Raw genomic sequence first — 26,207 nt, forward strand, 5'->3', positions numbered from 1 at the left:
GCTCAGCCCGCGATACTTCAACGTTGGCCATCCTCTCGACGCGCGCGATGCTGGGGCGATTGCCCATGCCCCCCGATCCGCCGGTCGACCCCGGAGGCCCCGACAGTGCATCTGACTCCTCGCGAGAACGAGCGGCTCCAGTTGTTCACGGCAGCCGAACTCGCCCGCCGCCGCCTCGGCCGCGGGCGGCGTCTCAACGCTCCCGAGGCCGTCGCCCTCGTCTGCGACGAGGTGCTGGAGGCCGCGTGGGACGGGCTGAGCATGGACGAGGTGATCTCCGTGGGACGCTCCGTCCTCACCGAGGACGAGGTGCTGGAGGGGGTCTCCGCGATGGTGCCGACCGTCCAGGTGGAGGCGCTCTTCCCGAGCGGCACGGCTCTGGTCGCCGTCGACGCGCCGATCGCTCCTTCCCGCAGGGGCGACGGCACGGACGGCACTGACGGCACTGACGGCGGTCACGGTGCGCGGCACGCGCCGGGAGCTGTCCGTACGGCACCGGAGCCCGTGCGCATCAACGAAGGCAGGCCGCGGACACGGATGACGCTGCTCAACACCGGCGACCGCGCCGTCTACCTCTCCTCGCACTACCCGCTCGCCGAGGCCAACGCGGCGCTGGACTTCGACCGGGAGGCGGCAGCGGGCATGCGGCTGGACATCCCCGCCGGTACGGCGCTGGTCTTCGAGCCGGGCGTCCCGCGTGAGGTGGAGCTGGTCCGGGCCCGCCACGAAGGTGCCGGTCGCGACGGTGCCGGTCACGGAGGCGCCGGACACGGGAGCGAACACGTGAGCGGCACCGCCGAGAAGGAGAACCGCCCATGACGTCCCCCGGCCACCGCGAGATCGACCGCCGCACGTACAACGCGCTCTACGGCCCCACCACCGGCGACCGGATACGGCTGGCCGACACCGACCTGTGGGTGGAGGTCGAGAGTGACGACGGCACGCCCGGTGACGAACTGCTCGGCGGCTGCGGCAAGACCGTACGCGACGGGCTGCTCGCCTCCCCACGCTCGGACCGTGATTCAGCGCTGGACATGGTCATCACCAACGTCGTGCTGCTGGACGCCCGTTCGGGCGTGCGCAAGACGGACATCGGCGTCAAGGACGGCCGTGTCGTCGCGGTCGGCGGCGTCGGCAACCCGGACCTGATGCCCGTCGACTTCGCCGTCGACTCGCACACGTCGATGGTGCCGGGAGAGGGGCTGCTGGCCACACCGGGCATCGTCGACAGCCATGTGCACCTCTCCTCGCCGGAGATCGCACCCGCCGCGCTGGCCTCCGGAGTGACCACAGTCGTGGGCATGGGCCTGGGCGGAATGTGGGAGATCGGCTGCAACCCTGCCAACAACCTGCACACGCTGATGAGTTCCTGGCGCGGCACACCGCTGAACGTGGCGTTCCTCGCGCGAGGCTCCTCCAGCTCCCGCACCCTGCTGGACGAGATCGTGCTCTCGGGAGCGGGGGGCTTCAAGATCCACGAGGACTTCGGCGCCACCCCTCGCATCGTCGACACCTGTCTGGAGGCGGCCGAACACGCCGACCTCCCGGTGGCGCTGCACACCGACTCCATGAACGAGTCCGGATATCTTCGCGACACCGTCGGCGCGACGCGCGGGCGGACCGTGCACGCGTACCACGTGGAGGGCGGCGGCGGTCACCCCGACCTGCTGGAGATCCTCTCCGAGGCGAACATCCTCCCCTCCTCCACCACACCGACGGTCCCCTACACCGTCAACACGGTCGAAGAGCTGTTCCCGATGACCATGACCGTCCACCGGCAGAACCACCACATCGACAGCGACGTGGAGATCTCCAAAGGACGCATACGCTCCCACGCCATCGCCGCCGAGAACTCCCTGCACGACCTCGGCGCCATCAGCATCGTCAACTCCGACTCCATGGGCATGGGCCGGATCGCCGAGACCGTCCGCCGCACCTGGCAGCTCGCTCACGTTCAGGCCCTGCGCTGCGGGGAGGGCGGCGTGGAACACCCCGCGAACGCAAGGGTGTTGCGCTACCTCGCCAAGATCACGCTCAATCCGGCGGTCGCGCACGGGATCTCCCACGAGGTCGGCAGCGTACGTCCCGGACAGCTCGCCGACATCGTCCTGTGGCACCCGGCGTGGTTCGGCACCAAGCCCGAACTGGTCATCAAGAGCGGCTTCGTGGCCTGGGGCAACACCGGTTCCGGCTCCGGGTCCACCCGCCTCACCCAGCCCCGCAACTACCGCCCCTACTTCGGCGCGCTGGGCGACGCGGCCTCACGGCTCGCCCGGGTCTTCGTCGGCGCGGAGACGCTGGCGGACACGGCCGCCCGCAACGCCCTTCCCGGCGGGCTGCGTTACGCCCCCGTCAAGGACAGCCGCGGACTCAGCCGCGCCGACATGCTGCACAACACCGCGACGCCGCGGGTCGAAGTGCCCCGCGAGGCCGGGCCCGTGCTCGTCGACGGCGCCCCCACGGCGACGGAGGCCGCCACCGGACTTCCGCTGGCGCAGCTGCACCATCTGGCCTGAACGCGCGGGTCCCGGAAGGGCCGCAGAGAACCGGCAGACCCGGAGAGCCGGAGAGACCCCGGCGCAGGAGAAGGGAGGAGGAACGGGCGTATGAGGCTCGACCTGATCGTGCGGAACGCACGTATCCACACCATGGACGAGGACCGTCCCGCGGCCCGGACCATGGGCGTCCTGCACGGACGCGTCGCCGGACTCGACGAGGAGGTCGACGGCCTGGACGCGGACCGGGTCCTGGACGCCGGCGGCGCCACCGTCGTGCCGGGCTTCAACGACGCGCACTGCCACACCACTTGGTACGGACTCACCCTCTCCCAGCTCGACCTGTCCGCAGCCCGCTCGCTGGAGGAGGTCTACGACTCCGTCGCCCGCTGCGCGCGGACACTCCCGGAGGAGGCGTGGGTGGTCGGAGCCGGACTCGACCATCACAAGGCCGGCGGCACGCCGCCGCACCGCGACGCGCTCGACCGCGCGGCGGGCGGACGGCCGGTGTGGCTCAAGCACACCTCCGGACACGCCTGCTACGTCAACACACCCGTGCTGGAGCGCGCCGGTGTCCTCGCCGAAGGCTTCGCAGCGCCCGCCGGCGGCGTGGTGGTACGGGACGCGGACGGGCGCCCCAACGGGCTGCTCGAAGAGACCGCGCAGCAACTGGTGCAGCGGCAGGTGCTGCCGTACTCGTCCGAGACCGTCGCCGACGCGGTGCACGCGGCGACCCGCCGGTACCTCGCCGAGGGCATCACCAGTTTCACCGAGGCCGGTATCGGCGGCGGCTGGATCGGCCAGACGCCGGTCGAACTCGCCGCCTATCAACTCGCCCTGGACACCGACCGGTTGCACGCCCGCGCCCAGCTCATGATCGCCTCCGACGTCCTGCACCCGCTCCAGGCGCACCCCGGCGACGGCATCACCGCGGGGCTCGACCTGGGGCTGCGCACCGGCTTCGGGGACGACCGGCTCTCCGTCGGACCGGTGAAGATCTTCCTCGACGGCTCGCTCCTCGGCCGTACGGCGGCCGTCACCCGCCCCTTCTGCGGCTGCGCGAACGGCACGGCCGACAGCGCCGGGCCGGAGGGAAGCACGGGCACCGACGGGAGCACGGGCACCGGCTACTTCCAGCAGGACCCCGAGGCCATGGCCTCGCTCGTCGTCGCCGCACACCGCGCCGGCTGGAGCGTCGCCGCGCACGCCATCGGTGACAGGGCCGTCGACCTCGCCCTCGACATCTACGAACGCGCCCAGCGAGAGCACCCCCGCAAGGGCGTGGCGCACCGGATCGAACACGCCGGGATGGTCCGCCCGGACCAGCTCACGCGCTTCGCCGAACTGGGCGTCGTTCCGGTGCCGCAGCACAACTTCCTTCCCGCCTTCGGTGCCGCGATGGCCGCCAACCTCGGCCCCGACCGCAAGAGCTGGACGTACCGCATGCGCTCGTTCCTGGAGGCGGGCCTGACCGTCCCGGGCTCCTCCGACCGGCCCGTCGCCCCCGGTGCCCCGCTCCCCGCGATCGAGGCGATGGTGCGGCGGCTGACCGACACGGGGGCGCCGTTCGAACCGGACGAACGAGTGTCCGCACACAGCGCGTTGCGTGCCTGGACCGTGGGATCAGCCCGCGCGACGGGCTCCGCAGCACGTAAGGGCCGTCTGATGACAGGACAGTTGGCCGACTTCGCCGTACTCGACGCCGACCCCCTGGGCGTCGAGGCGGACCGCATCGGCGCCATCGGCGTCCTGGCGACCGCGGTCGGCGGAGACGCCGCCCACGATCCGCACGGGCTGGTGACGCACCCATGAACAGCGCGGCGGGGACTCCCCACTCGTCCGGCGGCACTTCCCGTGCCGCGGGCGCTTCCCCCCACGCACCGGCAGGCCCCGCACATCCCGCATCCCCCGACTCCGTGTGCACCGCGCGAGCGGTCGCCGTCCCCGAGGAGACCGAGTGAGCCACGAAAACCCACCGCCGGGCGACAGCCAGGAAGTGTCCAAGTCCGGCCCTGTGACGACGATTCGCCCGGCCGACATCAAACGGCTGCTCTCGGCCGCCTTCATCGGCACGGCGCTGGAGTGGTACGACTACTTCCTCTACGGGACCGCCGCCGCCCTCGTCTTCAACAAGCTCTTCTTCCCCGACCTGGACCCGGCCGTCGGCACCATCGCCTCCTTCATCACCTTCGCGGTCGGCTTCGTCGCCCGTCCCATCGGTGCCGCCGTCTTCGGACACATCGGCGACAGGTACGGGCGCAAGACGGCGCTCATCATGACCGTCGTGCTGATGGGCGTCGCCACCGGCTGCATCGGGCTGCTGCCCGCCTACGACAGCATCGGCATCTGGGCGCCGGCGCTGCTGGCCACGCTGAGGTTCCTGCAGGGCATCTCGGTGGGAGGCGAGTGGAGCGGCGCGATGCTGCTGACGCTGGAGCACACCCCCAAGGAGAAGCACGGCAGTTACTCCGCCGTTCCCCAACTGGGCTCCCCCGTCGGCACATTGCTCTCCAGCGGCGCCTTCGCCATGGTGGGGATGCTCGACGACGACGCGTTCTACTCCTGGGGCTGGCGGATACCGTTCCTCTTCGCGTTCGTACTGCTGCTCGTCGCCCTCTACATGCGGCTGCGCATCGAGGAATCGCCCGTCTTCAAGGCCATGATGGCCGACAGCGAGAAGAACGGGCCGCCGCCCGCACCGCTGGTCGAGGCGTTCCGCCGTACCTGGGGCCGCATCCTCATCGGTGTCGCCGCGGCCTTCCTCGGCATCGGCGGCTTCTTCCTGATGACCACGTTCATCATCTCCTACGGCACCGAACAGCTCGGTGTGGACAAGTCGGTGATGCTCAACGCCACCCTCGTCGGGTCCGTCGTCGAGATCGGCGTGCTCGTCGTCGCCGGGAGGATCGCCAACAGGGCAGGGCCGTGGAAGGTGTGCGCCGTGGGCAGCGTCATCTCCCTGCTCGTGGCCTTCCCCGCCTTCTGGCTGGTGGACACCGGCCAGACGGGGCTCGTCATCCTCGGTGTCTCGCTCGGCATCGGCGCCATCTCCATCCCCTACGCGCCGATCGGCGCCGTCGTCTCCGGGATGTTCCCCGAAAGCTTCCGCTACAGCGCCGTGGCGATGTCCTACAACCTGGCGGGTGTGCTGGCCGGGTTCGTGCCGCTGGTGGCCGCGTCGCTGCTCGGCCTGTCCGACGGCGCGTCGTGGAGCTCGTCGCTGCTGCTCGTCTTCATCGCGGCCTGCTCGGCGGTCGGTTCGTTCCTCGCGGGCCCGCAGCTGCGGCGCCGCCTGGGCCACGACCCCAGCAAGGAGCACGAGTCCTCCAAGGCGATCGCATGACGGCGGAGTCCATCGAGCGCACCGGCGGACGGATTCTCGTCGACCAGCTCGCGGCACACGGTGTCGAGACCGTTTTCGGCGTGCCGGGCGAGAGCTATCTCGACGTGCTCGACGCCCTGCACGACGCTCCCGTACGGATGGTCGTCTGCCGTCACGAGGGCGGCGCCGGCTACATGGCGGAGGCGTCCGCCAAGCTCACGGGCCGCCCGGGTGTCTGCTTCACCACCCGCGGCCCGGGCGCCGCCAACGCCCTCGTGGCGCTGCACACCGCGCACCAGGACGCCACACCGCTGGTGCTCTTCGTCGGCCTGGTGCCGCGCGGCCACACCGGCCGCGAGGCGTTCCAGGAACTCGACCTGCGCGGCACCTTCGGGGCCACGGCCAAGCTCGTCGAGACCGTCGAGGACGCCTCCCGCATACCGGAGTTCACCGCGCGCGCCTTCGCCGTCGCCGCCTCGGGGCTGCCCGGCCCCGTCGTACTCGGCCTGCCCGAGGACATGCTCACCGACACGGCGCGGGTCGCGGACGCGACGCCGCTGCCCGTGCCCGGGGGAGGCGTCTCCGGCGGTCAGCTCCGCGAACTGGAGGAGCTGCTGGAGGAGGCGCGGCAGCCGCTGGTGCTCCTCGGCGGGACGCGCTGGACGGACACCGCGCGTGCGGACGTACGGGCCTGGGCCGAGTCCTGGTCGCTGCCGCTGGCGGTCGACTTCCGCTGCCAGGATCTGGTGGCGGAGGAGTGCGAGGTCTTCGCCGGGAGCCTGGGCTACGGACGCTCGGACGCGCTCGCCCGGCGCCTGGACGGCGCCGACCTGCTGATCTGCGTCGGCGCCGTCCCGGGAGACGTGGCCACGGACGGGTACACGCTCCTCGAACCGCGGGAGGGGCACGGCCGGGACGGCCGCCGGGTGGTGCACGTACTGCCGCAGTCCCAGCCGCCCGGCGCGGCCCACCGCGCGGACCTCGCGCTGCTGGCCTCACCTGCGGCGTTCGGTGAGGCGGTACGAGAGCTGAAGCCGGCGGAGCCGGTCCGCTGGAGCGAGGTGACCCGGGCCGACCGGGCCGCGCACCTGGACTTCCGCGAACCGCTCCACGACGACGAACCCCTCGACCTGGGCGAGGTGTTCGCCACCGTCGACGCCGCTCTGGACCCCGACGCCGTGGTCACCTTCGGCGCGGGGAACTACGCGCTGTGGGCCCAGCGCTTCATCGGCTACCGCGAAGGGATGCGTCAACTCGCCCCCCGCAGCGGCTCGATGGGCTACGGCCTGCCCGCCGGCGTCGCCGCGTCACTGCTGGAGCCCGCACGCCAGGTCGTCACATTCGCGGGCGACGGCTGCTTCCTGATGAACGGCCAGGAACTGGCGACCGCCACCGCGGAGGGCGGAGCGCCACTGATCCTGGTCGTCGACAACGGCACGTACGGCACCATCCGCAAGCATCAGGAGATGCACTACCCGGGCCGCGTCAGCGGCACCGACCTGATCAATCCCGACTTCGCCGCGTACGCACGGGCCTTCGGCGCCCACGGCGAAACGGTCACCACCACCGGGGAGTTCGGCCCGGCGCTGGAGCGCTGCGTGGCGAGCTGCCGCGGGGGCAGAGCGGCACTGATCGCACTGCGCCCCGCCGAGGGGCGCCTGGCGCCGGGCACCACGGTGGAGTCACTGCGTGAGGAGGCCCGAGGTGTCTGAAGACCTGGTACTGCGGAACGTCATCGACGGCGTGAGCGTCCCGCACACCGCCCGTATGGAACTCACGGACCCCGCCACGGGCGAGGTCTACGGCACCGCGCCGCGCTCCACGGCCGCCGAGGTGGACACCGCGGTGGCGGTGGCGCGACGTGCCTTCGGCTCCTGGCGCCGCAGCACCCCCGCCGACCGTCAGGCAGCGCTGCTGCGGCTCGCCGACCTGGTGGCGGAGAACGCCGGGGAACTGCTGGCGGCAGAGGTACGTGCCACCGGAAAGCCCCCGGAGGTCACCAGGACTCTCGAAATCGACCGGGGCGCCGACCAGTTGCGCTTCTTCGCGGGTGCGGCCCGTGTCCTGGACGGCGTCGCGGCCACGGAGTACGCCGAGGGGCACACCTCCTACGTCCGCCGGGAGCCCGTGGGCGTGGTCGCCCAGGTGACCCCGTGGAACTACCCGTTCATGATGGCGGTCTGGAAGCTGGCACCGGCGCTGGCGGCCGGCAACACCGTCGTGCTGAAGCCGTCCGACACCACGCCCGTCTCGACGGTGATGCTCGGTGAACTCGCCGCCCGCGCGTTCCCGCCCGGCGTGGTCAACGTCGTGTGCGGCGACCGGGAGACGGGCAGGGCGCTGGCCGGGCACGAGGACGTGGACATGGTGGCCATCACGGGCAGCACACGGGCGGGCTCCGAAGTGATGACCTCGGCCGCCCCGCGGGTGACGAACGTGCACCTAGAACTGGGCGGCAAGGCACCGGCACTCGTCTTCGGCGACGTCGACCCGGAACGAACCGCCCGCGCACTCGCCGACGCGGCGTTCTTCAACGCCGGACAGGACTGCACGGCCGTCACCCGGGTGCTGGTCGAACGTGCCGCCTACGAACCGCTGTTGACGGCGCTGGTGCGGGCCGCTAGTGAGACGCCCCTCGGAGCGCCCTCGGAGAGCGCCTTCCTCGGCCCGCTCAACAGCGCGGCACACCTGGACCGGGTGGCCGCCGTCGTCGGCGAACTGCCCCCGCACGCCGTACTGGAGACGGGCGGCCGGCAGGCGGACCGTCCCGGCTTCTTCTTCCCGCCCACGGTGATCTCCGGAGTGCGGCAGGACGACGCCGTGGTCCAGCGGGAGATCTTCGGCCCGGTGGTGACGGTCCAGCCCTTCGACACCGAGGACGAGGCGCTGGAGATGGCCTGCGGCGTCGACTTCGGCCTCGCCTCCAGCGTGTGGACGTCGGACCTGGGGCGGGCGATGCGGCTGAGCTCGGCACTGGACTTCGGCAGCGTGTGGCTCAACTGCCACCAGGTGATCCTCGCGGAACTGCCGCACGGCGGATACAAGCAGTCGGGCATGGGACGCGACCTGAGCCGCTACGGCTTCGAGGACTACACCCGCGTCAAACATGTCATGGCGGCGCACGCGGCGCCCTGAGCGGAAGCCGGGCCCTGACCGGAAGCCGGGACGGGCGCCGGCGCCGTCGGTGAACGGGCGCCGGCGCCCGTCCTGCGGCCGCCCGTCCTCTCGCGACCGATCGCGACGGACCGCGCGGACGGTCTTGCTTGCCTCTCTCCCAGACACGACATATCGTGTTCCTCAGCGGACGCGATATGTCGTCGCACGTCTACCCGGGAGGCCGCCGTGCCCGCCGAACACTCGTGGCAGATCTCCGAGGCACAGAACCTCGACTTCGACGACCCCGTCGAGACCCTCCACGTCCACGTGGTCAACGGCACGGTCAACGTCGTCGGCACCGCCGAACCCGGCGCCCGCGTCGAGATCAGCGAGGTGCAGGGCCCTCCGCTGGTGGTCACGCATGAGGGCGCTTCCCTGGTCGTCGCCTACGAGGACGTGCCCTGGAAGGGCTTCCTGCAGTGGCTGGACCGCAAGGACTGGAACCGGCACGCCGTCGTCTCGGTGTCCGTGCCCGCACATGTGCGCCTCTCGGTGGGTGCCGTCGGGGCGAACGCCTTCGTCTCGGGCGTCACCGGACGCACGGACGTCCGCGGGATCAGCGGCGACACGACCCTCGTCGGACTGACGGGCCGGGTACAGGCGGACACCGTCTCCGGCAGCATCGAGACACAGGGTCTGACGGGCAGGCTCAGCTTCAGCTCCGTCTCCGGCGACCTGACCGTCATCGACGGCGGCGGCTCGGCGGTCAAGGCCGACTCGGTGAACGGCGACATGGTCCTCGACCTCGGCGGACGGGACGACGGCATCGACGCGGCCGACATCGCACTGGGCACGGTCTCGGGGTCCATCGCCGTCCGGCTCTCCTGCCCCGTGCACGCCAAGGTCGAGGCCAACAGCGCCGGCGGCGCCGTGAGCAGCGCCTTCGAGGAGCTGAGAGCGGAAGGCACGTGGGGTGGGAAGAAGGTGAGCGGCGTGCTGGGCACCGGCAGGGGCCAGGTCAAGGCCAGCAGCGTCTCCGGCTCCATCGCGCTGCTGCGCCGCCCCTCCGCACCGCTCGACGACGACGCCCCCCTCCTCAGCAAGGACGTATGACATGCCTCCCGTCTTCGGCCACGGCCGTCTCCGCCTCTATCTGCTCAAGCTGCTCGACGAGGCGCCCCGGCACGGCTACGAGGTGATCCGGCTGCTGGAGGAGCGCTTCCAGGGCATGTACGCGCCGTCCGCCGGCACCGTCTACCCGCGCCTGGCCAAGCTGGAGGCCGAGGGCCTGGTCAGCCACTCAACCGAGGCGGGCGGCCGCAAGGTCTACTCGATCACCGACGCGGGACGCGCCGAACTCTCCGAACGCCGGGCCGAACTGGCCGAGTTGGAGGCCGAGATCTCCGCCTCGCTGGCGGCGCTCGCCACCGACATCCGGGACGAGGTCAGCGGTTCCGCGAGCGATCTTCGGCACGAGATCCGGGAGCAGGCCGAACGCGCCCGCAGGGAGGGCAACGGCGCGCGGACCGCGAGCGGCGGCGAGAAGGAGTCGTGGCAGCAGGCGAAGGAGGAGATGAGGCGGGCCAAGGAGGAGTGGAAGGAGCAGGCCCGCCGCGCGAAGCGGGAGACGCAGCAGGCCAAACGCCGGGCGAAGGAGGCGGAGGCGCGGGCGGCGGCCGTCGAGGAGGTGCAGCGCATCGCACGCCAGGTGCAGGACCAGGTCTCCTCGCGCGCCAAGTCGGGCGACTGGCCGGGCGCGGTGCGCGAGGGGATGTCCCAACTGGCGCGCGAAATGGGCAACCTGGGCCGGATCACCTCGTACACGACGCCGTGGTTTCCGCACGCGGGAGGGGAGCAGGGCCAAGAACAGGCCACGGGCCAGGAACCGCCGCGTCCCGACTGGGCGGAGGAGAACGGCACTTCGGGCGAGGACCCCGCCCGGGACCTGGAGAGACTGCTGGACCACTTCCGTGACGACGTACGGGACGCCGCCCGCGACCACGGCGTCAGTGAGGCCCAGCTGCGCCAGGCGCGGCGTCATCTGTCCACCGCGGCGGCGCACTTGGTGGCGGTGCTGCGGAACCCGGACGCCGGCACGGAGCGCGGGAAGGAGCCCGGAAAGGAACCCGGGAGCTGAACCGGGACTCGGCGGAGGCGCCGGCGGCCTCAGAACTCGCCGGTGTCCAGCTCGAACCCCAGCGGCTCGGGCAGTTCGATCCTCTTGGAGAGCTTCGCCTCCGCGCTCCGCGTGTACGTGCCGCCGGACGGCTCGGAGTGCACGACGACCTCGCCGGCCTCACGGTCGATCAGCAGATAGCAGGGGATTCCCGCCGACGCGTAGCCCCGCAGCTTCGCTCCCCGGTCCTGGCGTCCGGTGGAGGGGGAAGTCACCTCCCCGACGAGCAGAACGGGAGCAGGGTCGTGATACTCCGCCACATCGCCGAAACTGCCCTTCGGCGCGATGACGAGGTCCGGTACGACCTTGCCCGTGGGCGAGGCATCGGCGACGTACAGGCCCAGGCCGGTATAGCGTCCGAGTTCCTTCCGGTGGTCACGGACCTGACCCGATACCTCGGACACGATCTCCTCGTGCTCGCCGTTGGCCGGAGGCACCACGTGGATCTCTCCCTCGATCAACTCCACGCGCCATCCCTCGGGGGCTGCCGCGCTCAACGCGTCGAAGGCGTTCTCGACCGACGACGCCATGCTGTCGTCGGCCACCACATCGGACTCACGCTCGGGGGCTGCCATGGGCACGTGGACCTCCTTCGTCACGGAGCGACATTTCCAGAGTAGCCGCGCGGGCGCGACCGTGACCTTCGGTAGTCATCCCATCGCGGGATCAGTGACGTTTCCGCACCTCACGGAGCGGCCGCGTGTGCTGCTGCCGGTGCCCGGCCGGACGAGCGCCGCGCGGAGGCCGGCCGGGACCGAGCCGTTCACCGTCCACACCGCACGGCGCGCGCCGCCGTCCCCGCCGGACCGAACCACCCGGCCTGAGGAGCCGCTCAGACCGTGAGCACGACCTTGCCGAACAGGTCGCCCTCCGCCATCTTCACGAAGCCCTCCCGCGCCCGGTCCAGCGGGAGCGTGGAGTCGATGACGGGCCGTACGCCCTTGGCGGCGCAGAAGCTCAGCAGCGACGCCAGCTCCTCCTTGCTGCCCATGGTGGAGCCGACGACCTTCAGTTCCAGGAAGAAGATCCGGTTGAGTTCGGTCGCGGGCGGGTTCGGGCCGCTGGTGGCACCCGAGATGACGACGGTGCCGCCCGGCTTGAGGGACTTCAGGGAGTGCGACCAGGTGGCCGCGCCGACCGTCTCCAGCACGGCGTCGACGCGCTGCGGCAGCCGTGCGCCGCTCTCCACGGCGGCCTCGGCGCCGAGCTCGACCGCGCGCTTGCGCTTGTCCTCGTGGCGGCTGGTGGCGAACACCCGCAGTCCGGCCGCGGCGCCCAGCACGATCGCGGCGGTCGCGACACCGCCGCCGGCGCCCTGGACGAGGACGCTGTCGCCGGGCCGTACGCCCGCGTTGGTGAAGAGCATGCGGTAGGCGGTCAGCCATGCCGTCGGCAGGCAGGCGGCCTCCTCGAAGCTCAGCTCCTGCGGCTTGGGCAGCACGTTCCACCGGGGGACGGCGACCCGTTCGGCGAAGGTGCCCTGGTACTTCTCGGTGAGGATGCTGGGCCTCTCGCCCGGCCCGACCCCGTGGCCGGTGGCGCCGATGACGGAGTGGAGGACGACCTCGTTGCCGTCGGCGTCCACGCCCGCGGCGTCGCAGCCCAGGGTCATCGGGAGCGATTCCTCGCCGAGACCGATGCCCCGCAGTGACCACAGGTCGTGGTGGTTGAGCGACGCCGCCTTGACGTCGACTGTCGTCCAGCCGTCCGGAACCGCCGGTTCCGGACGGTCGCCCAACTCCAGTCCTTCGAGCGGCTGGTCCTTGTCGATGCGCGCGGCGTATGCAGCAAACATGATCGCACCGTACTCCCCCGGGCTTCGCCGGTGGTACCCCCATGGGCCGGTGACCAGCCCTCCCGCTCCGCGAAGCGACCGATTCACCTGAGAGCGGGTTTGAGATCTGCGGTACCGGTAGCGGGGTGACTCGTTGAGCAGTGCATGGGTACTGCTGGGGAGGGTTCCCGTCGGACCTGACGGATGAACAGTGGGCGTTGATCGAGGGGTTGCTGCCGCCGCCGCGGACGGGCCGGAAGGGCGGACGGCGGGAGAAGCATCCGCGACGCAGCATCGTGAACGCGATCTTGTACCTGGCGCGGACCGGCTGCCAGTGGCGATACCTGCCCAAGGACTTCCCACCGTGGGAGACGGTGTACTGGTACTTCACCTGGTGGCATGACGAGGGCACGGTCGAGAAGATCCACGACGCCCTGCGCGGGAAAGTCCGTGAGGCCGACGGACGGAAGGCCGAGCCGACGGCGGGGCTCGTCGACTCTCCATCGGTGCGGGTCGCCGACTCCGTCCCGAGGGAGACCAGCGGCTTCGACGCGGGCAAGAGAACCAAGGGGCGCAAGCGGTTCATCGTCACCGACACCCTCGGTCTTCTCCTGGCGGTGCACGTCGTCGCAGCCGGCGTCCAAGACCGTGACGGCGCTCGGCGCCCACTGCTGTGGATCCGCCTGGATCACCCCTCGGTGGAGACGGTCTGGGCGGACCAGGGCTTCGCCGGCCGGCTCGTGGGCTGGGCCGATGAGGTCCTCGACCGCACCATCGACATCGTGCGGAAGCTGCCTGGCCGGCGGGGTTTCCAGGTGCATCCCAGGCGCTGGGCCGTGGAGCGCACGTTCGGCTGGATCACCGTGCGCCGCCGCCTGGCTTGCGACCACGAGCGAGATCCGCGCCATTCCGAGACCATGATCCGCTGGGCGATGACCGACGTCATACTGCATCGGCTCACCCGCAGCGGACCGGCCACCCGCCGGCCCCGACGACCTCTACACCGCAGCACCTGAGGAGATCTCAAACGCGCTCTCAGAGAGCCCTCTACGTGCTCGACCCGGGCCCGGCGCCCGAGTCTCACACCACCCTGTATGCGACAAGGAATTTCGGACCCCCTAAAACCAGTTGACGTCGATATATGTCCACGCTAAGATTCGACCTCCCTGAAATTCAGGAACTCATATTGAACGGGGGAACTTTGAAGTCCTTGCTGACCGCCAAGGCCCTTGCAACGGGCATCGCCGCAGTGGCCCTGACTTTTGCGATGACAACTCCGGCGCATGCTGCGACAACCAAATTCTGCAACGTCAACTGGGGTCAACCGGGAGCCGGCTGCTTCTACTCAACGGGCGACAAATTCAAGGTACAGGACTATGTGTCCGACGGGCGCCGAGTCGTACTGAAATGGAAGCTCATCAACGGCCCACGCGAGGGCCGCCATGGTGAGTGCCATGACAAGAACGGTTCCGGCAACGGCTGGACCTGGTGCAACTACAACTTCCCTGAAGGCAGCAACTGCGCCCTAACTTTCGTCACCGTGGCGAGGAATGGGACCGATTCGGGCAGCGACATCCCTGGGGGGAACGGCGGGCAGATAACCGCCTATGTCTCCGGCCTCGGATAGAGGAATAACGAATGCGAGAACTTCGTCACCGTGACGAAGTGCTCGCATTCTTCTGCCGATCTGCGAATGAATCAGGCCCCAGCGCGGGCGATCGCCCCGCCCGCCTCGCTAGAGCACCTTGGAGAGGAAGGACTTCGTCCGCTCGTGCTGCGGGTTGCTCAGCACGTCCCGCGGATGCCCGGTCTCCACCACGACACCGTCGTCCATGAAGACCAGCGAGTCGCCGACCTCCCGGGCGAACCCCATCTCGTGCGTGACGACGACCATCGTCATCCCGTCCCGGGCCAGGTCCCTCATCACGTCCAGCACTTCACCGACCAGTTCGGGGTCGAGCGCCGAGGTCGGCTCGTCGAAGAGCATCAGCTTCGGCTCCATCGCCAGCGCGCGGGCGATGGCCACCCGCTGCTGCTGCCCGCCGGAGAGCTGGGAGGGGTAGCCGGCGTTCTTGTCACCCAGCCCCACGCGCTCCAGCAACGCACGCGCACGCTCCTGCGCCTTGGCCTTGCTCTCGCCCTTGACCTGCACGGGTGCCTCGGCCACGTTCTCCAGGGCCGTCATGTGCGGGAAGAGGTTGAAGCGCTGGAAGACCATGCCGATGTCGCGGCGCTGGGCGGCCACTTCGCGGTCGCGCAGCTCGTAGAGCTTGTTGCCCTGCTGGCGGTAGCCGACGAGGGTGCCGTCCACGTACAGCCGCCCGGCGTTGATCTTCTCCAGGTGGTTGATGCACCGCAGGAACGTCGACTTCCCGGAGCCGGACGGCCCGACGATGCAGAACACCTCCTGCGGGGCCACCTCCAGGTCGATGCCCTTGAGGACCTCCACCGGGCCGAAGGACTTGTGTACGGCCTCCGCCTTCACCATCGCGTTCATGCGCCCGCCCCTCCGGCTCCCGAGCCCGCTCCCGTACCACGCCTGAAGGTGAACACCAGCTGCCGCGCCCGCTGCCACGGCGTCGCCGGAAGCTGCCGGGACGAGCCGCGGGCGTAGTGCCGCTCCAGATAGAACTGCCCGATACTGAAGAGCGTTGTGATGACCAGGAACCACAGGGTCGCGACCAAGAGCATCTCAACGACCGCGCCCGCATTGTTGCCAATGTTCCTGGCCTTGCGCAGCGTTTCCTCGAACAGGACCACCTCACACAGCGCGGAGGTCTTGAGCAGGTTGATGAACTCGTTGCCGCTGGGCGGCACGATCACCCGCATCGCCTGGGGCAGCACTATTCGTCGCATGTTCTGCCCACTGGTCATGCCGAGCGCCTGGGAAGCCTCGGTCTGCCCCTCGTCGACGGACTGGATGCCCGCGCGGCAGATCTCCGCCATGTAGGCGGCCTCGTTGAGGCCGAGTCCGAGCAGCGCCGCCATGAACGGTGTCATGACGTCGGTCATCTCGTCCTTGTAGATCGGACCGAGATTGAGAACCGGGAAGATCAGCGCCAGGTTGAACCACAGCAGCAGCTGCACATACACGGGCGTGCCGCGGAAGAACCAGATGTAGCCCCAGGCCACCGAGGAGGTGACCGGGTTCTTCGACATCCGCATCACGGCGAGGACGATGCCGAGCACCAGGCCCATCAGCATCGAAAGCACGCTGACCACAAGGGTGTTCTTGACGCCCTCCATGATCTGGTCGTCGAAGAAGAAGTCACCGACCGAGGCCCACGACAGGTCCGCCACGGCGAACGCGTTGAAGAGGAGGGCCAGCAGTGCGACCACGACAACGGCGGAGACGTAGCGGCCGTAGTGCCGCACGGGTATCGCCTTGATCGCCTCGGGTGCCGTGCCGGTCGGTGGTGGCGCGTCGGCGGGCGCCTTGTCGAGGGGAGCGGTCATGGGGGTTTGCCTTTCAGCGTCCGTACAACGTCGGTTCGGTGGCCGCGACCGGCTCAGGAACCGCTGTTGATCTTCGCTTCGGAAACCCCGCCGTCCTCGACGCCCCACTTCTTGAGCGCCTTCTCGTACGAGCCGTCCTCGATGATCTTCGTCAGGGCCTTCTTCAGCGCGCCGCTCAGCTTGTCGTTGCCCTTGGCGACGGCCATGCCGTAGGGCGCCGACTCCATCTGCTCGCCGACGACCTCGAAGTCGTCACCGCTCTTCGCGGCGTTGGCCGCGACGGGGAAGTCGGAGATGTCGGCGACGACACCGCCGGCCTTCAGCCGCACCCGCGCCTGGTCGTCGTTGTCGAAGGGCTCGACGGAGATGGGGCGCTTGCGGTCCTTCTTGCACTCGTCGATCTGCTTCTTGAGGATCTCGTGCGAGGTGGTGCCGCGCTGGGTGGCGACCTTCTTCCCGCACAGCTGCTCGACCGACTCGATCTTCTCCGGGTTGCCCTTCTTGACGAGGATCGAGGAACCGGCCGTGAGGTAGTCGACGAAGTCGACGCCCTTGCCGACCTTCTTGCCCTGGTCGTCCAGACCCTCCTGGCGGTCCTTGGTGTCCGTCATCGACGACATGATCATGTCGAAGCGACCGGTCTGCATGGAGGTGATCAGGCCGTCGAAGGTGCCGTTGGTGAACTCGAAGCGCACGCCGAGCTGCTTGCCCATCGCGTCGGCGAGGTCGGGGTCGAGACCGACGATGTCCGCGCCGTCCTTGAACTCCATGGGCTTGTACGCGGCGTCCGTGCCGACCTTGATGACGCCCTCGTCCTGGATCTTCTTCGGCAGCTCGTCGAAGAGGGGGGCTTCACTGTCCTGCTTGCCCGACCCGCCCTCGGCGGAGCCCGTCTGGTCCCCGCAACCGGTCAGCAGCAGGGCGCCGGTGACCACGACGGCCAGGGGGGCGGCTGCCCGTATGCGCCTGGTACGCGCTGCGGCCTGTCGTCGGATGCTGCGTGCGGTCATTGCGGGTCCTCCTGCGGATGAGGGGCGGCCGGCCGGGCACACACCTTCGGGTGTCGCGACCCCGTGGGGAGCGGCTGATGGATGCAGAAATCCTGCCATCCGTTCGAGCGCTTACAGACGACTGGTGAGTCAAAATCGGATAACGGAGCCCGCAATCCGAATACAGGGCGGTCACGCATCGCGTACCGGACGTCGCTTTCCGTCGGGAAGAGACCTTCGGCACAGCGCGCCGCCCCGGCTCCGCGTGAAATCCGTGCGCCGCCGGGCGGTTGCGGTGGAGAACCAGCGGACGCGCGGACGCTTTCCGGCCGTTCTGTCGGCCGATGTCCGGTTTCTCTTCCCCGGGGTCCGGGAAGCGGGTCGTAACCGGAGGGCGTTGTCCGGTACAAAGGTCGATTACACCCCTCACCCGGGGACCAGGGCGCGTGTGCGGCGCGCCCGGCGTCTGCACCTCTCCCGCCGGACCGACGGGCCGGAGGGACCCACACCTGGGCGCGGCGGCCTGCGGCCGTCCGGACAGCGGACGCGGTTGCCCGCCCGTTCCTCAACCAGGGGACGGCCACCCTCACACAGATTCGACAAAGGGGTTCGACAAAGTGGCAGCGGAGATCGTCAATCCGAAGGAAGGCCTGGACGGGGACGTCATCGACCCGGCATTCGCCCTGCACCGCGGCGGCAAGATGGCCGTGCAGGCGACCGTTCCGGTGCGCAACGCCGAGGAACTCTCCCTCGCCTACACGCCGGGCGTCGCCAAGGTCTGCAGCGCCATCGCGGCCCAGCCGGAACTCGTCGACGACTACACCTGGAAGTCCCAGGTCGTGGCGGTCGTCACCGACGGCAGCGCCGTCCTGGGGCTGGGCGACATCGGCCCGGAGGCGTCCCTCCCGGTGATGGAGGGCAAGTCCATCCTCTTCAAGCAGTTCGGGGGCGTGGACGCGTTCCCGGTCGCGCTCGAGTGCCGCGAGACCGACGAGATCGTGGAGACGGTCGCCCGCATGGCACCGTCCTTCGGCGGCGTCAACCTTGAGGACATCGCGGCACCCCGCTGCTTCGAGATCGAGGCCAGGCTCAAGGAGCGGCTGGACGTCCCGGTCTTCCACGACGACCAGCACGGCACCGCCATCGTCACGCTCGCCGCGCTGCGCAACGCCGCCCGTCTGACGGGACGGCCGCTCGGCGACCTGCGTACGGTCGTCTCCGGCGCGGGAGCGGCGGGAGTGGCCATCGCCAGGATCCTCGTGGAGGCGGGCATCGGTGATGTGGTCGTCTGCGACCGCAAGGGCGTGGTCTCCTCCGACCGCACCGACCTGACCGCCGTCAAGCGGGAGTTGGCCGGCTTCACCAACAAGGCCGGGCGCACCGGTTCCCTGGAGTCGGCCATGGCCGGCGCGGACGTCTTCATCGGTGTCAGCGGCGGTACGGTCCCGGAGGACGCCGTGGCCACCCTGGCGGAGGACTCCTTCGTCTTCGCCATGGCCAACCCCGACCCGGAGATCCACCCGGACGTGGCCCGCAAGTACGCGGCTGTCGTGGCGACGGGCCGCAGCGACTACCCGAACCAGATCAACAACGTGCTCGCCTTCCCCGGTGTCTTCGCGGGGGCGCTGCAGGTGCGCGCGACCGACATCACCGAGGGCATGAAGCTCGCGGCGGCGGAAGCGCTGGCGGCCGTCGTCTCGGACGAACTGAGCGCGGAATGCGTCATCCCCTCGCCGTTCGACGAGCGGGTGGCTCCGGCGGTGACGGCGGCGGTCGCCGCCGCCGCACGCGCGGAGGGCATCGCCCGCCGCTGATCCTCCGGCTGAGAGGGGCGTCGACGCCGCGTGGAGGAACACCGGAGCCGGCGGCCCGCGCGGCGGGGAAGTTCGAGGGCGGTACGGGCCGGCCGGGCCCGTACCGCCCTCACCCGTGTCCGGGCCCGTGCCCGGGCCGGCTCAGCGCAGTCCGAGCACCAGCGCGTCCTCGGGCGAGCACCACACCGGCCGTGCCTCGGCGAAGCCGGCGGCGCGCAGGATTTCCGCGTGCCGCTGGGGGGACTGCGTCTCGCCGTCCGCGTGATCGCCGTCGGCGGGGTTGCCGAAGATGCGGAAGCGCTCGGCGACGACGTCCGCCAGGGCGGGCTCCTGGGCCATCGCCTTCCACCAGCCGGTCCAGTCCTGCGATCCGGCTGCCTTCTCGCGCTCGCGGCGGGCCTTGTCGAAGGCGTGCACGGTCTCGTTGATGCGCGGGGTGGAGGCGTCGGGCATGTGGTCGGCGTTCATGAAGACGCCGCCCTCGCGCAGTACGCCGGCGAGTTGTCCGTACAGGGCGCTCAGTTGAGCGGTACTCAGCCAGTGCAGTGCGGTGGCGGTCAGCACGGCGTCGTAGGAACGGTGCGGCAGCCGGCTCACCCAGCCGGGGTCGACGATGTCGGCGGTGACGAACTCGACGCGGCTGTCGGAGGCGAAGTGACCGCGGGCGAGGGTGAGAAGCGCGGGGTCGAGGTCGACTCCCGTGGAGTGTGCGGCGGGGAAGCGCCGCAGCAGCCGGTCGGAGATACTGCCCGTGCCGCAGGCGAGGTCGAGCACCCTGGGGGTGGAGCCGGCGAACGCCCCGACCATGTCGAGCATGACCCGGAACCGCTCCTCGCGGTCGGGGAGGTACCACTCCTGCTGACGGTCCCAACTGTCCTGCCACGCCTGCCAGTCCACCTGACGGGCGGCCGCGTCCGCGTACGTCGTCACGAACCCTCCTAGGTGTAATACCCTCTACCGCAGCACAACCATTACCTTCCGATGCCGACGATAGAGCAGTCTCGTAAGGATCACAAGTGGAACTCAACTATTACTCCGACATGGCGGTGCGCCTGGTCAACACCGAGCAGCCGGAGCGCGGCGAGGACTCCCTGACGTCGGTCGAATCCGTACGGGAGCTGTGCGGCGCCAGCCGGCAGATGGCACGGCGCGCCTCCGAGTCGGACGTGTCGCGGCTGAGAGGCGTACGGACGAGGCTGCGGGCCGTCTTCAGCGCGGCCTCCGAGGGCGACGAGACGCGCGCGGTCGACCTGCTCAACTCACTGCTGATGGAGTTCCCGACCAGCCCCCAGATCAGCGGCCACGGCGAACTCGACCAGGACGGACGCCCCCGCTGGCACATGCACCTCGCCGAGCACCCCGTCACCGCCGCGGCGGGCTACGCGGCGACCGCCTGCATGGGCCTCGCCTTCCACCTCACCGACCTCGGCGTCGAACGGCTCGGCATCTGCCAGGCCGCCCCCTGCAGCAGGGCGTACCTGGACACCTCCACCAACCGCTCCCGCCGCTACTGCTCCGACCGCTGCGCCACCCGCGCCAACGTGGCCGCCTACCGCGCCCGCAAGCGCCTGGAGGGCGAAGAGGCCGCGGACGGCCGTGCCCCGGGCCGTGATCCGGGCCGCGACCAGGGACGCAGCCCCGGCCGCAGGGCCGCCAGCGCCCGCAGCCCGCGCTCCGCCACCAGCGGACGCGCCGCCGAAAGCGCCCAGCGCGCCACGGGCAGGAAGGAGCGCTGAACCCCGCGCGGTGGGCGCAGCCGCAGCCACGCGCGGGCGACCACCAGCTCGTCGGGGACCGCTCCGAACTCCCGGCTGTCATTGCGCACCCGCGGATTGTCACCGACGACCCACCAGCCACCCGAACGGCGCTCCACCGCCCTCTTCACGATGAGCAGGTCGTGCTGGAAGGGATGCCGGAGCACCACGACGGCCCCGGGGCGCACGCCGGTGCCGTATGTCAGCACCAGGGTGTCGCCCGGCCGCAGCGTCGGCTGCATGGAGGGGTTGTGGACCTCGGCGAGCCCGATGCGTTTGAGCAGGCCCGCCTCGCCGCCGCTCCCCCGCATCCCGTGCCCTCCTGCTCCGTCTGCTCCTCCTGCTCCGCCTCCCTCGGCTGCCTCGGCTGCTTCCCGCGCCCGCTCAGGCATCTGTGCGACTCACCTCGTCCCGATACGTCCCGTCCCGCCCTGCCCCGCCGGCGGCCGGTCCGGCGGGTTCTCCTCTTACCCCGACACTGGACTTTTGTCCTAAGCCCACGGGGGCACACGCGAAAAGGCCTCCCCCACGGAGTAATCTCACAGGTGAGAAGACGATCACGAGGAAGGACGGCTTTATGCTTTCCCGTCTGTTCGCCCCCAAGGTGCAGGTCAGCGCTCACTGCGACCTCCCCTGCGGTGTCTACGACCCTGCCCAGGCCCGCATCGAGGCGGAGTCGGTCAAGGCCATCCAGGAGAAGTACCAGTCCAACGACGACCCGCACTACCGCGCCCGCGCCACCACCATCAAGGAGGAGCGGGCCGAACTCGCCAAGCACCACGTCTCGGTGCTGTGGAGCGACTACTTCAAGCCCCCGCACTTCGAGAAGTACCCGGAGCTGCACCAGCTGGTCAACGAGACCCTCAAGTCGCTGTCGACGGCCAAGGGCTCGACCGACCCGGCCACGGGGCAGAAGGCGCTGGACCACATCGCCCAGATCGACAAGATCTTCTGGGAGACCAAGAGGGGCTGAGCAATCCTCAAGCCCTATGACCTGCGGTTTTCTTGACCGCCAGGTCCACATGTCCGCACCCGGTCCGCAGGGCGCTCACCACGGCGTCCGTGACGGACCGGGTGCGGTCCTCGTGCCAGGACCGCCCGTCCTGCGCGGTGCGGGCGCCGGGACTCAACTGCCGCCGCCGTCAGGCTCGTCAGGACCTCATGGCATGGCGCACGCTGCCGGGCTCGCGCTGCTTCCCGGACTTCCCGGCCGGTCCCGTCAGAAGGCGAGGATGACGAGAGTGACGGCGTAGATGCCGATGAGGAGGGCGCCGTCGAAGCCCAGTCGGAGCCATCCTCGCTTCTGACGCACCAGGAGGCCGCCGAGTACCACGGTGGTCATGACGAGGGCGGCGCTGGTGAGGAACAGCTCGTCCGGGGCCGCCGCGTGGAACAGCGAGCCCTCCCGGTAGGCGATGTCGCCGATGGCGAGGTTGAGCACGTCGAGTGAGTTGCCGCCGATGATCGCGGCGATGGCGAGGGTGATCGCGCCGCGGCGGACGGCGGCGACGGCGGTGACCGCCTCGGGCAGGGCGTTGATGACGCCCATGATTCCGGCACCGACGAGTCCGGCCTTGAGGTTCGTGCTCGCGAGAATCCCCTCGGCGGCACGGGTGACCGCCCACCCGCCGATGACGACCACGCCCGCGATCCCGAGGAACTCACTCCACAGCCTGGAGTTGGCGCGCTCGGTGTGCTTGCCCCGTTCCTGCGGCACGTCGGTGACCGTCTCCCTCGTACGCACGGCCCGCCACATGGGATCGGAGCTGGTGTGGATGAGGCGCAGCCCGCCGACGTAGAACAGGACGAGGACCCCCGAGGCGGGGTGGATGCCCGCGACCGTGACGTCGGGGCTGAAGGACGCCATGAGAGCCAGGCCGAGCAGTCCCGTGAGGAGGCATCCGAAGAGGAGGTTCTGCATGGAGGCCGAGGCATGTTCGAGGTTGGCCCGCCGGTGGAACGCGTCGGCGGCGACGACGGCGAGGGTTTGTGCCGCGATGCCGCCGACGGCATTGCCGTAGGCGAGTTCCGGTTGGGCGTCGGCCGCGCTGACGGCGGTCATGACGATGCCTGAGAGCGAGGTGATGAGCCCGAAGAGAACCGCTCCGAACAGCGCCTCGCCCCAGCCCGTACGGTCGGCCAGGACGTCCCCCAGCCCTGCCAGCCGGACGCTGCAGACGACGGTGAGCGCACCGGCCAGAACGACGCCTGCGACGCTCCAGCCCAGTGGCCACTGCCCGCTGAGCAGTTCGACCATGGTTCTCCTCTCCCGGTCGGGGGCCCGGCGCGGTCCGTTCCCGGGGTGTGTCCCACGCTGTGCTTGCCGCACACGTGGACAGGGCCCAGTGCGCATGTACGGGACGGCAGGTGGCTCACATCCGCCGCTGCGGGGGGCCCGGCCGTGCGGGCCGGCTCAGCCGTTCAGCGGGTGCCGTGAGCGGCGTGGAGGTCCGGCGCGGGCCTCCTCGCGAGCACCGCGGCGCCCCGGGCCGGCCGGCGGCCCGCGACGGCGGGCGTCCGGCCGGCGGCTGACCTCCGGCTCAGGTCACTGGCCGGTCTGCGCCTGAAGGAGCCGGCCCACGAGGTCGTCCAGGCTGACGAGCCCGGCCAGGCTCCCGTCCGCGTCCCGGACGACCGCGAGTGAGGCCCTGTGACGCCGCAGTTGCTCGACGGCGTGCGCGACGGTGTCGCCCGGTGACACCTCCGGTACGTTCCGCGCCAGCCGCCGGGCGCTCGTGGACGTACCGCGGGAGCGGGCGACGAGCGCGTCGCGGGCGTGGACGGAGCCGACGACGGTCCCGTCCTCCTCCCGTACGAGCAGACGCGTCCGGTCACTGGCGTCCGCGGCGGCCAGCACGGCCGCGGCGTCCGCCCCGGCGGGTACGGAGGCGATCCGCCCGGCCGGCACGCGCAGCTCCCCTACCGGCGTCTGCGGCTCGGTCAGCGAGCGGGTCAGCAGCCCCGAGTCCGTCTCACTGATCAGCCCCAGCCGCTGGGACTCCGCGATCAGGTGCGTGAGCTGCTCACGGTTGTGCACGGACGCCAGCTCTTCGCGTGGCACGACCCCGCACATCCGGACGAGCGCGTTGCTCACCCGATTCAGCACCCGGATCAGCGGCCACAGCAGCCGGATGAGGCCGCGGAAGGGCGGGCTCAGCAGCATCGCCGAACGCTCCGGGTGGGCGATGGCCCAGGACTTGGGAGCCATCTCACCGAGAACCATGTGCAGGAAGACGACTACGGCCATCGCGACGGCGAAGGCGATGCCGTAGCTGAGGCCGGTGGGCAGGCCGAGGCTCACCAGAAGCGGGTCGAGCTGGTGGGAGATGGCGGGCTTGGAGATGCTTCCCAGGCCCAGCGTGCAGGCGGTGATGCCCAGTTGGGCACCGGCGAGCATCATCGAGAGCTCGCGCATGCCCGCGAGCGCGGAACGCGCTCCGCGCACCCCGTCGGCCGCCGCCCGCTCCATGCGGTGCCGCTTGGCGGCGACGAGGGCGAACTCGGCGGCCACGAAGAATCCGCTGCCGAGAAGCAGCAGCAGTGTGATGAAGCCGGCCGTCAGCGGGCTCATGCGTTCTCCTCCTCGGCCCGGGGGTGCTCCTCGGCGGAGCCGGGCAGACGCTCCAGACGGACGGCAGCGGGTACGTGGCGGTCGAGCGCGCGGACGTCCACGGCGCAGCGGTCACCGTCGGGCAGGGTGAGGGTGAGCCGGTCACCGACGGCGGGGAAGCGGCCCAGCCGGTCGATCAGCAGGCCGGCGACGGTCTCGTAGTCCTCCTCCTGGGGCAGCGGGATGCCCGTGGCCGCCTCGATCTCGTCCAGGCGGCGCCCCGCGTCGACGAGCCATCCGGCTCCGTCGGGGGACGCGAGCCGGATGATGCGGTCGGACTCGTCGGCGATGTCTCCGACCAGTTCCTCCGCGATGTCCTCGAAGGTGACGATCCCTGCCAGGCCCCCGTGTTCGTCCAGCACGGCGGCGAACTCCTCGCCGTGGTCGCGCATCTGCTCGACGGCGTCGGGCAGGGGCAGGGTCACCGGCAGCAGCAGCGGACGGCGGGCCAGTTCTCCGGCGGTGGCCCCGGGGAGCTGTCCGGCGGGCAGCCGCATCAGCTCGCGCACTCCGAGGACACCGGTGACGTCGTCGGGGCGCTCGCCCAGGACCGGGTAGTGCGAGTGGCCGTGCTCGCCGATGAGGTCCACGGCTTCGGGCGCCGGCGCGTCCGCGCGTATGTAGGCCACGTTCACACGGGAGACCATCACCTGCTCCAGGGTCCTCTCGGAGAACTCCAGTGCGTGATCGAGGAGTTGCGCGGTGTGCGGTGGCAACTGGCCGCTCTCGTGGGACTCGTCGATGAGATGGCCGAGCTCCTCCAGTGTCGCTCCGTGGTGCAGCTCCTCCACGGGCTCGATGCCCACCTTGCGCAGCAGGGAGTTGGCGGCGCTGTCGAAGACGCGCACGAGGGGACCGACGACTTTCAGGTAGGCGAGCGTCGAGGAGGCGAGCGACTTCGCGAGCCGCTCCGGCACGGCCAGCGCCAGGTTCTTGGGGGCCAGTTCGCCCAGCACCATCTGGATCACGGTGGCCAGTACGAAGGCGAGGGTGAGGGAGATCCCCGGTACCGCGGCCTGGGGGACACCGGCCGCGGTGAGGGCGGGGCCCAGCAGCGCGGCGACCGACGGCTCGGCGAGGAATCCCACGACCAGACCCGTGACCGTGATGCCCAGCTGGGCCCCGGAGAGCATGAAGGAGAGCCGCCCCAGCACCGTCACGGCACGAGCGGCCCGCTTGTCGCCGGCCTCCGCCTGACGGGCGAGAATCAGCCGGTCCGCTGCGACGTAGGCGAACTCCTGGGCCACGAAGTAACCCGTGCCGGCCGTCAGGACGAGCACTGCCAGAAGGCCGAGAACGGCGCTCATTCAGCACCACCGCGCAGGGTGCCGGGTGCGGCACGGAAGGGGTGGGCCGGGCGGGGACGGCGCCACGGCGGGTCCGTCATCCGGTGGGCGGGCAACGAGTGCTCCTCATCTGTGTGGGCTGCTGCGACGGGTGTGACCAGCACAGTTCCCGCACTCGCTCCTCCGGGCGGGCCGGGCGGGCTCTGCCTGAGTCCGTCCATGGCTGGATTTATCGCTGGATCAGGTGCCGTGGCAGGTGAGAGTGCCCCGTCCTGACGCTGCTTGCCTTACTCTGCTGAACCTACAGGACTGTAGAAGTTGCCTGCGGGGGCGGCCTGTGCCGCCGTCTCGCGCGGCTGCCACAGCCCTGCCGACGACCGGGAGGGGGCCGGGTGGCGAGTCCCGACAGGGACCACAGGCCCGCAGGGGGTTCAG

22 protein-coding genes and 1 pseudogene are annotated in these 26,207 nt (G+C 70.5%); 13 read left to right on the plus strand and 10 right to left on the minus strand.

Going from position 1 to position 26,207, the window contains the following annotated elements; all coding sequences use genetic code 11:
• Nucleotides 1–105 precede the first annotated feature (105 nt).
• The 8 genes from ureA to H343_RS29685 all read left to right on the plus strand — a co-directional run bounded on the left by ureA (nucleotide 106) and on the right by H343_RS29685 (nucleotide 11,050).
• A complete protein-coding gene (gene ureA, locus H343_RS0108545; protein WP_028430784.1) occupies nucleotides 106–819 on the plus strand; it encodes an urease subunit gamma in 714 nt (237 codons plus the stop codon).
• Nucleotides 816–2,516, plus strand: a complete 1,701-nt coding sequence (locus tag H343_RS0108550; RefSeq protein WP_028430785.1) for an urease subunit alpha — start codon at nucleotides 816–818, stop codon at nucleotides 2,514–2,516. Before ureA ends, H343_RS0108550 begins: the two co-directional genes overlap by 4 nt.
• Nucleotides 2,517–2,606: 90 nt before the next feature.
• Nucleotides 2,607–4,307, plus strand: coding sequence for an amidohydrolase (locus tag H343_RS29680; protein ID WP_037903082.1), 1,701 nt, complete (start codon nucleotides 2,607–2,609; stop codon nucleotides 4,305–4,307).
• 145 nt (nucleotides 4,308–4,452) lie between these two features.
• Entirely contained in the window at nucleotides 4,453–5,838 is a 1,386-nt protein-coding gene (locus tag H343_RS0108560) for an MFS transporter (RefSeq protein ID WP_199778903.1), read from the plus strand.
• Nucleotides 5,835–7,529, plus strand: coding sequence for a thiamine pyrophosphate-binding protein (locus tag H343_RS0108565; RefSeq protein WP_028430787.1), 1,695 nt, complete (start codon nucleotides 5,835–5,837; stop codon nucleotides 7,527–7,529). The genes H343_RS0108560 and H343_RS0108565 overlap by 4 nt, the downstream gene beginning before the upstream one ends.
• Nucleotides 7,522–8,952, plus strand: coding sequence for an aminobutyraldehyde dehydrogenase (locus tag H343_RS0108570; protein WP_037903084.1), 1,431 nt, complete (start codon nucleotides 7,522–7,524; stop codon nucleotides 8,950–8,952). The genes H343_RS0108565 and H343_RS0108570 overlap by 8 nt, the downstream gene beginning before the upstream one ends.
• Before the next feature lie 207 nt (nucleotides 8,953–9,159).
• The gene (locus tag H343_RS0108575; protein ID WP_037903085.1) at nucleotides 9,160–10,026 is read left to right on the plus strand and encodes a hypothetical protein; all 867 of its coding nucleotides are present in this window, start codon (nucleotides 9,160–9,162) and stop codon (nucleotides 10,024–10,026) included.
• Nucleotide 10,027: 1 nt separating this feature from the next.
• On the plus strand, nucleotides 10,028–11,050 hold the full coding sequence (locus H343_RS29685) for a PadR family transcriptional regulator (RefSeq protein WP_051264834.1): 1,023 nt from the start codon (nucleotides 10,028–10,030) through the stop codon (nucleotides 11,048–11,050).
• A 29-nt stretch (nucleotides 11,051–11,079) separates the two neighbouring features.
• Here the strand turns inward: H343_RS29685 and H343_RS0108585 are convergent, their stop codons facing one another.
• Entirely contained in the window at nucleotides 11,080–11,664 is a 585-nt protein-coding gene (locus H343_RS0108585) for a Uma2 family endonuclease (RefSeq protein ID WP_486586831.1), read from the minus strand.
• Nucleotides 11,665–11,921: 257 nt separating this feature from the next.
• Nucleotides 11,922–12,884: a zinc-binding dehydrogenase gene (locus tag H343_RS0108590; protein ID WP_028430791.1), complete on the minus strand. Its 963-nt coding sequence runs from the start codon at nucleotides 12,882–12,884 to the stop codon at nucleotides 11,922–11,924.
• A gap of 140 nt (nucleotides 12,885–13,024) precedes the next feature.
• Between H343_RS0108590 and H343_RS0108595 the strand changes: the two genes are divergently transcribed.
• Complete coding sequence (locus tag H343_RS0108595; protein ID WP_028430792.1) at nucleotides 13,025–13,879, plus strand: IS5 family transposase; 855 nt, start codon at nucleotides 13,025–13,027, stop codon at nucleotides 13,877–13,879.
• Nucleotides 13,880–14,004: 125 nt separating this feature from the next.
• Entirely contained in the window at nucleotides 14,005–14,490 is a 486-nt protein-coding gene (locus H343_RS35245) for a hypothetical protein (RefSeq protein ID WP_158679537.1), read from the plus strand.
• A gap of 108 nt (nucleotides 14,491–14,598) precedes the next feature.
• Here the strand turns inward: H343_RS35245 and H343_RS0108605 are convergent, their stop codons facing one another.
• Genes H343_RS0108605 through H343_RS0108615 form a run of 3 tightly spaced genes read right to left on the minus strand, consistent with a single transcriptional unit; the run spans nucleotide 14,599 to nucleotide 17,329 of the window.
• Entirely contained in the window at nucleotides 14,599–15,360 is a 762-nt protein-coding gene (locus H343_RS0108605; protein WP_078505236.1) for an amino acid ABC transporter ATP-binding protein, read from the minus strand.
• A complete protein-coding gene (locus tag H343_RS0108610; protein WP_028430794.1) occupies nucleotides 15,357–16,319 on the minus strand; it encodes an amino acid ABC transporter permease in 963 nt (320 codons plus the stop codon). The genes H343_RS0108605 and H343_RS0108610 overlap by 4 nt, the downstream gene beginning before the upstream one ends.
• A 53-nt stretch (nucleotides 16,320–16,372) precedes the next feature.
• Entirely contained in the window at nucleotides 16,373–17,329 is a 957-nt protein-coding gene (locus H343_RS0108615) for an ABC transporter substrate-binding protein (protein ID WP_028430795.1), read from the minus strand.
• Between the two features lie 596 nt (nucleotides 17,330–17,925).
• Between H343_RS0108615 and H343_RS0108620 the strand changes: the two genes are divergently transcribed.
• Nucleotides 17,926–19,122: an NAD(P)-dependent malic enzyme gene (locus tag H343_RS0108620; protein WP_028430796.1), complete on the plus strand. Its 1,197-nt coding sequence runs from the start codon at nucleotides 17,926–17,928 to the stop codon at nucleotides 19,120–19,122.
• A gap of 141 nt (nucleotides 19,123–19,263) precedes the next feature.
• Here H343_RS0108620 and H343_RS0108625 read toward each other — a convergent pair whose 3' ends face one another.
• Nucleotides 19,264–20,052 (minus strand): class I SAM-dependent methyltransferase, encoded by a 789-nt coding sequence (locus H343_RS0108625; RefSeq protein ID WP_051264836.1) that lies wholly within the window; start codon nucleotides 20,050–20,052, stop codon nucleotides 19,264–19,266.
• An 86-nt stretch (nucleotides 20,053–20,138) separates the two neighbouring features.
• On the opposite strand from H343_RS0108625, the gene H343_RS0108630 reads away from it, so the two are divergent.
• Complete coding sequence (locus tag H343_RS0108630) at nucleotides 20,139–20,858, plus strand: CGNR zinc finger domain-containing protein (RefSeq protein WP_028430798.1); 720 nt, start codon at nucleotides 20,139–20,141, stop codon at nucleotides 20,856–20,858.
• Here the strand turns inward: H343_RS0108630 and sodX are convergent.
• Nucleotides 20,786–21,268, minus strand: a pseudogene (sodX, locus tag H343_RS34105) (nickel-type superoxide dismutase maturation protease); the annotation flags it as partial. The gene H343_RS0108630 and the pseudogene sodX sit on opposite strands and share 73 nt — an antisense overlap.
• A gap of 185 nt (nucleotides 21,269–21,453) precedes the next feature.
• Here sodX and sodN point away from each other — a divergent pair.
• The gene (gene sodN, locus H343_RS0108635; protein ID WP_028430799.1) at nucleotides 21,454–21,849 is read left to right on the plus strand and encodes a superoxide dismutase, Ni; all 396 of its coding nucleotides are present in this window, start codon (nucleotides 21,454–21,456) and stop codon (nucleotides 21,847–21,849) included.
• A 246-nt stretch (nucleotides 21,850–22,095) separates the two neighbouring features.
• On the opposite strand, the gene H343_RS0108640 is transcribed toward sodN, so the two are convergent.
• The 3 genes from H343_RS0108640 to H343_RS0108650 all read right to left on the minus strand — a co-directional run bounded on the left by H343_RS0108640 (nucleotide 22,096) and on the right by H343_RS0108650 (nucleotide 25,793).
• On the minus strand, nucleotides 22,096–23,124 hold the full coding sequence (locus H343_RS0108640; protein ID WP_028430800.1) for a cation transporter: 1,029 nt from the start codon (nucleotides 23,122–23,124) through the stop codon (nucleotides 22,096–22,098).
• Between the two features lie 297 nt (nucleotides 23,125–23,421).
• Complete coding sequence (locus tag H343_RS0108645; RefSeq protein ID WP_028430801.1) at nucleotides 23,422–24,447, minus strand: hemolysin family protein; 1,026 nt, start codon at nucleotides 24,445–24,447, stop codon at nucleotides 23,422–23,424.
• Nucleotides 24,444–25,793 (minus strand): hemolysin family protein, encoded by a 1,350-nt coding sequence (locus tag H343_RS0108650; RefSeq protein WP_028430802.1) that lies wholly within the window; start codon nucleotides 25,791–25,793, stop codon nucleotides 24,444–24,446. The genes H343_RS0108645 and H343_RS0108650 overlap by 4 nt, the downstream gene beginning before the upstream one ends.
• Between the last annotated feature and the right edge of the window lie 414 nt (nucleotides 25,794–26,207).

Source organism: Streptomyces sp. TAA204 (assembly GCF_000424965.1).

What these genes read in the sequence shown, in the direction of transcription:
- H343_RS0108565 (WP_028430787.1), top strand. Translation starts at nt 5,835, where the DNA reads ATGACGGCGGAGTCCATCGAGCGCACCGGCGGACGGATTCTCGTCGAC.
- H343_RS29685 (WP_051264834.1), top strand. Translation starts at nt 10,028, where the DNA reads ATGCCTCCCGTCTTCGGCCACGGCCGTCTCCGCCTCTATCTGCTCAAG.
- H343_RS0108610 (WP_028430794.1), bottom strand. Translation starts at nt 16,319, where the DNA reads ATGACCGCTCCCCTCGACAAGGCGCCCGCCGACGCGCCACCACCGACC.
- H343_RS0108590 (WP_028430791.1), bottom strand. Translation starts at nt 12,884, where the DNA reads ATGTTTGCTGCATACGCCGCGCGCATCGACAAGGACCAGCCGCTCGAA.
- sodN (WP_028430799.1), top strand. Translation starts at nt 21,454, where the DNA reads ATGCTTTCCCGTCTGTTCGCCCCCAAGGTGCAGGTCAGCGCTCACTGC.
- H343_RS29680 (WP_037903082.1), top strand. Translation starts at nt 2,607, where the DNA reads ATGAGGCTCGACCTGATCGTGCGGAACGCACGTATCCACACCATGGAC.
- H343_RS0108615 (WP_028430795.1), bottom strand. Translation starts at nt 17,329, where the DNA reads ATGACCGCACGCAGCATCCGACGACAGGCCGCAGCGCGTACCAGGCGC.
- H343_RS0108650 (WP_028430802.1), bottom strand. Translation starts at nt 25,793, where the DNA reads ATGAGCGCCGTTCTCGGCCTTCTGGCAGTGCTCGTCCTGACGGCCGGC.
- H343_RS0108585 (WP_486586831.1), bottom strand. Translation starts at nt 11,664, where the DNA reads ATGGCAGCCCCCGAGCGTGAGTCCGATGTGGTGGCCGACGACAGCATG.
- H343_RS0108550 (WP_028430785.1), top strand. Translation starts at nt 816, where the DNA reads ATGACGTCCCCCGGCCACCGCGAGATCGACCGCCGCACGTACAACGCG.
- H343_RS0108645 (WP_028430801.1), bottom strand. Translation starts at nt 24,447, where the DNA reads ATGAGCCCGCTGACGGCCGGCTTCATCACACTGCTGCTGCTTCTCGGC.
- H343_RS0108605 (WP_078505236.1), bottom strand. Translation starts at nt 15,360, where the DNA reads ATGAACGCGATGGTGAAGGCGGAGGCCGTACACAAGTCCTTCGGCCCG.
- H343_RS35245 (WP_158679537.1), top strand. Translation starts at nt 14,005, where the DNA reads ATGTCCACGCTAAGATTCGACCTCCCTGAAATTCAGGAACTCATATTG.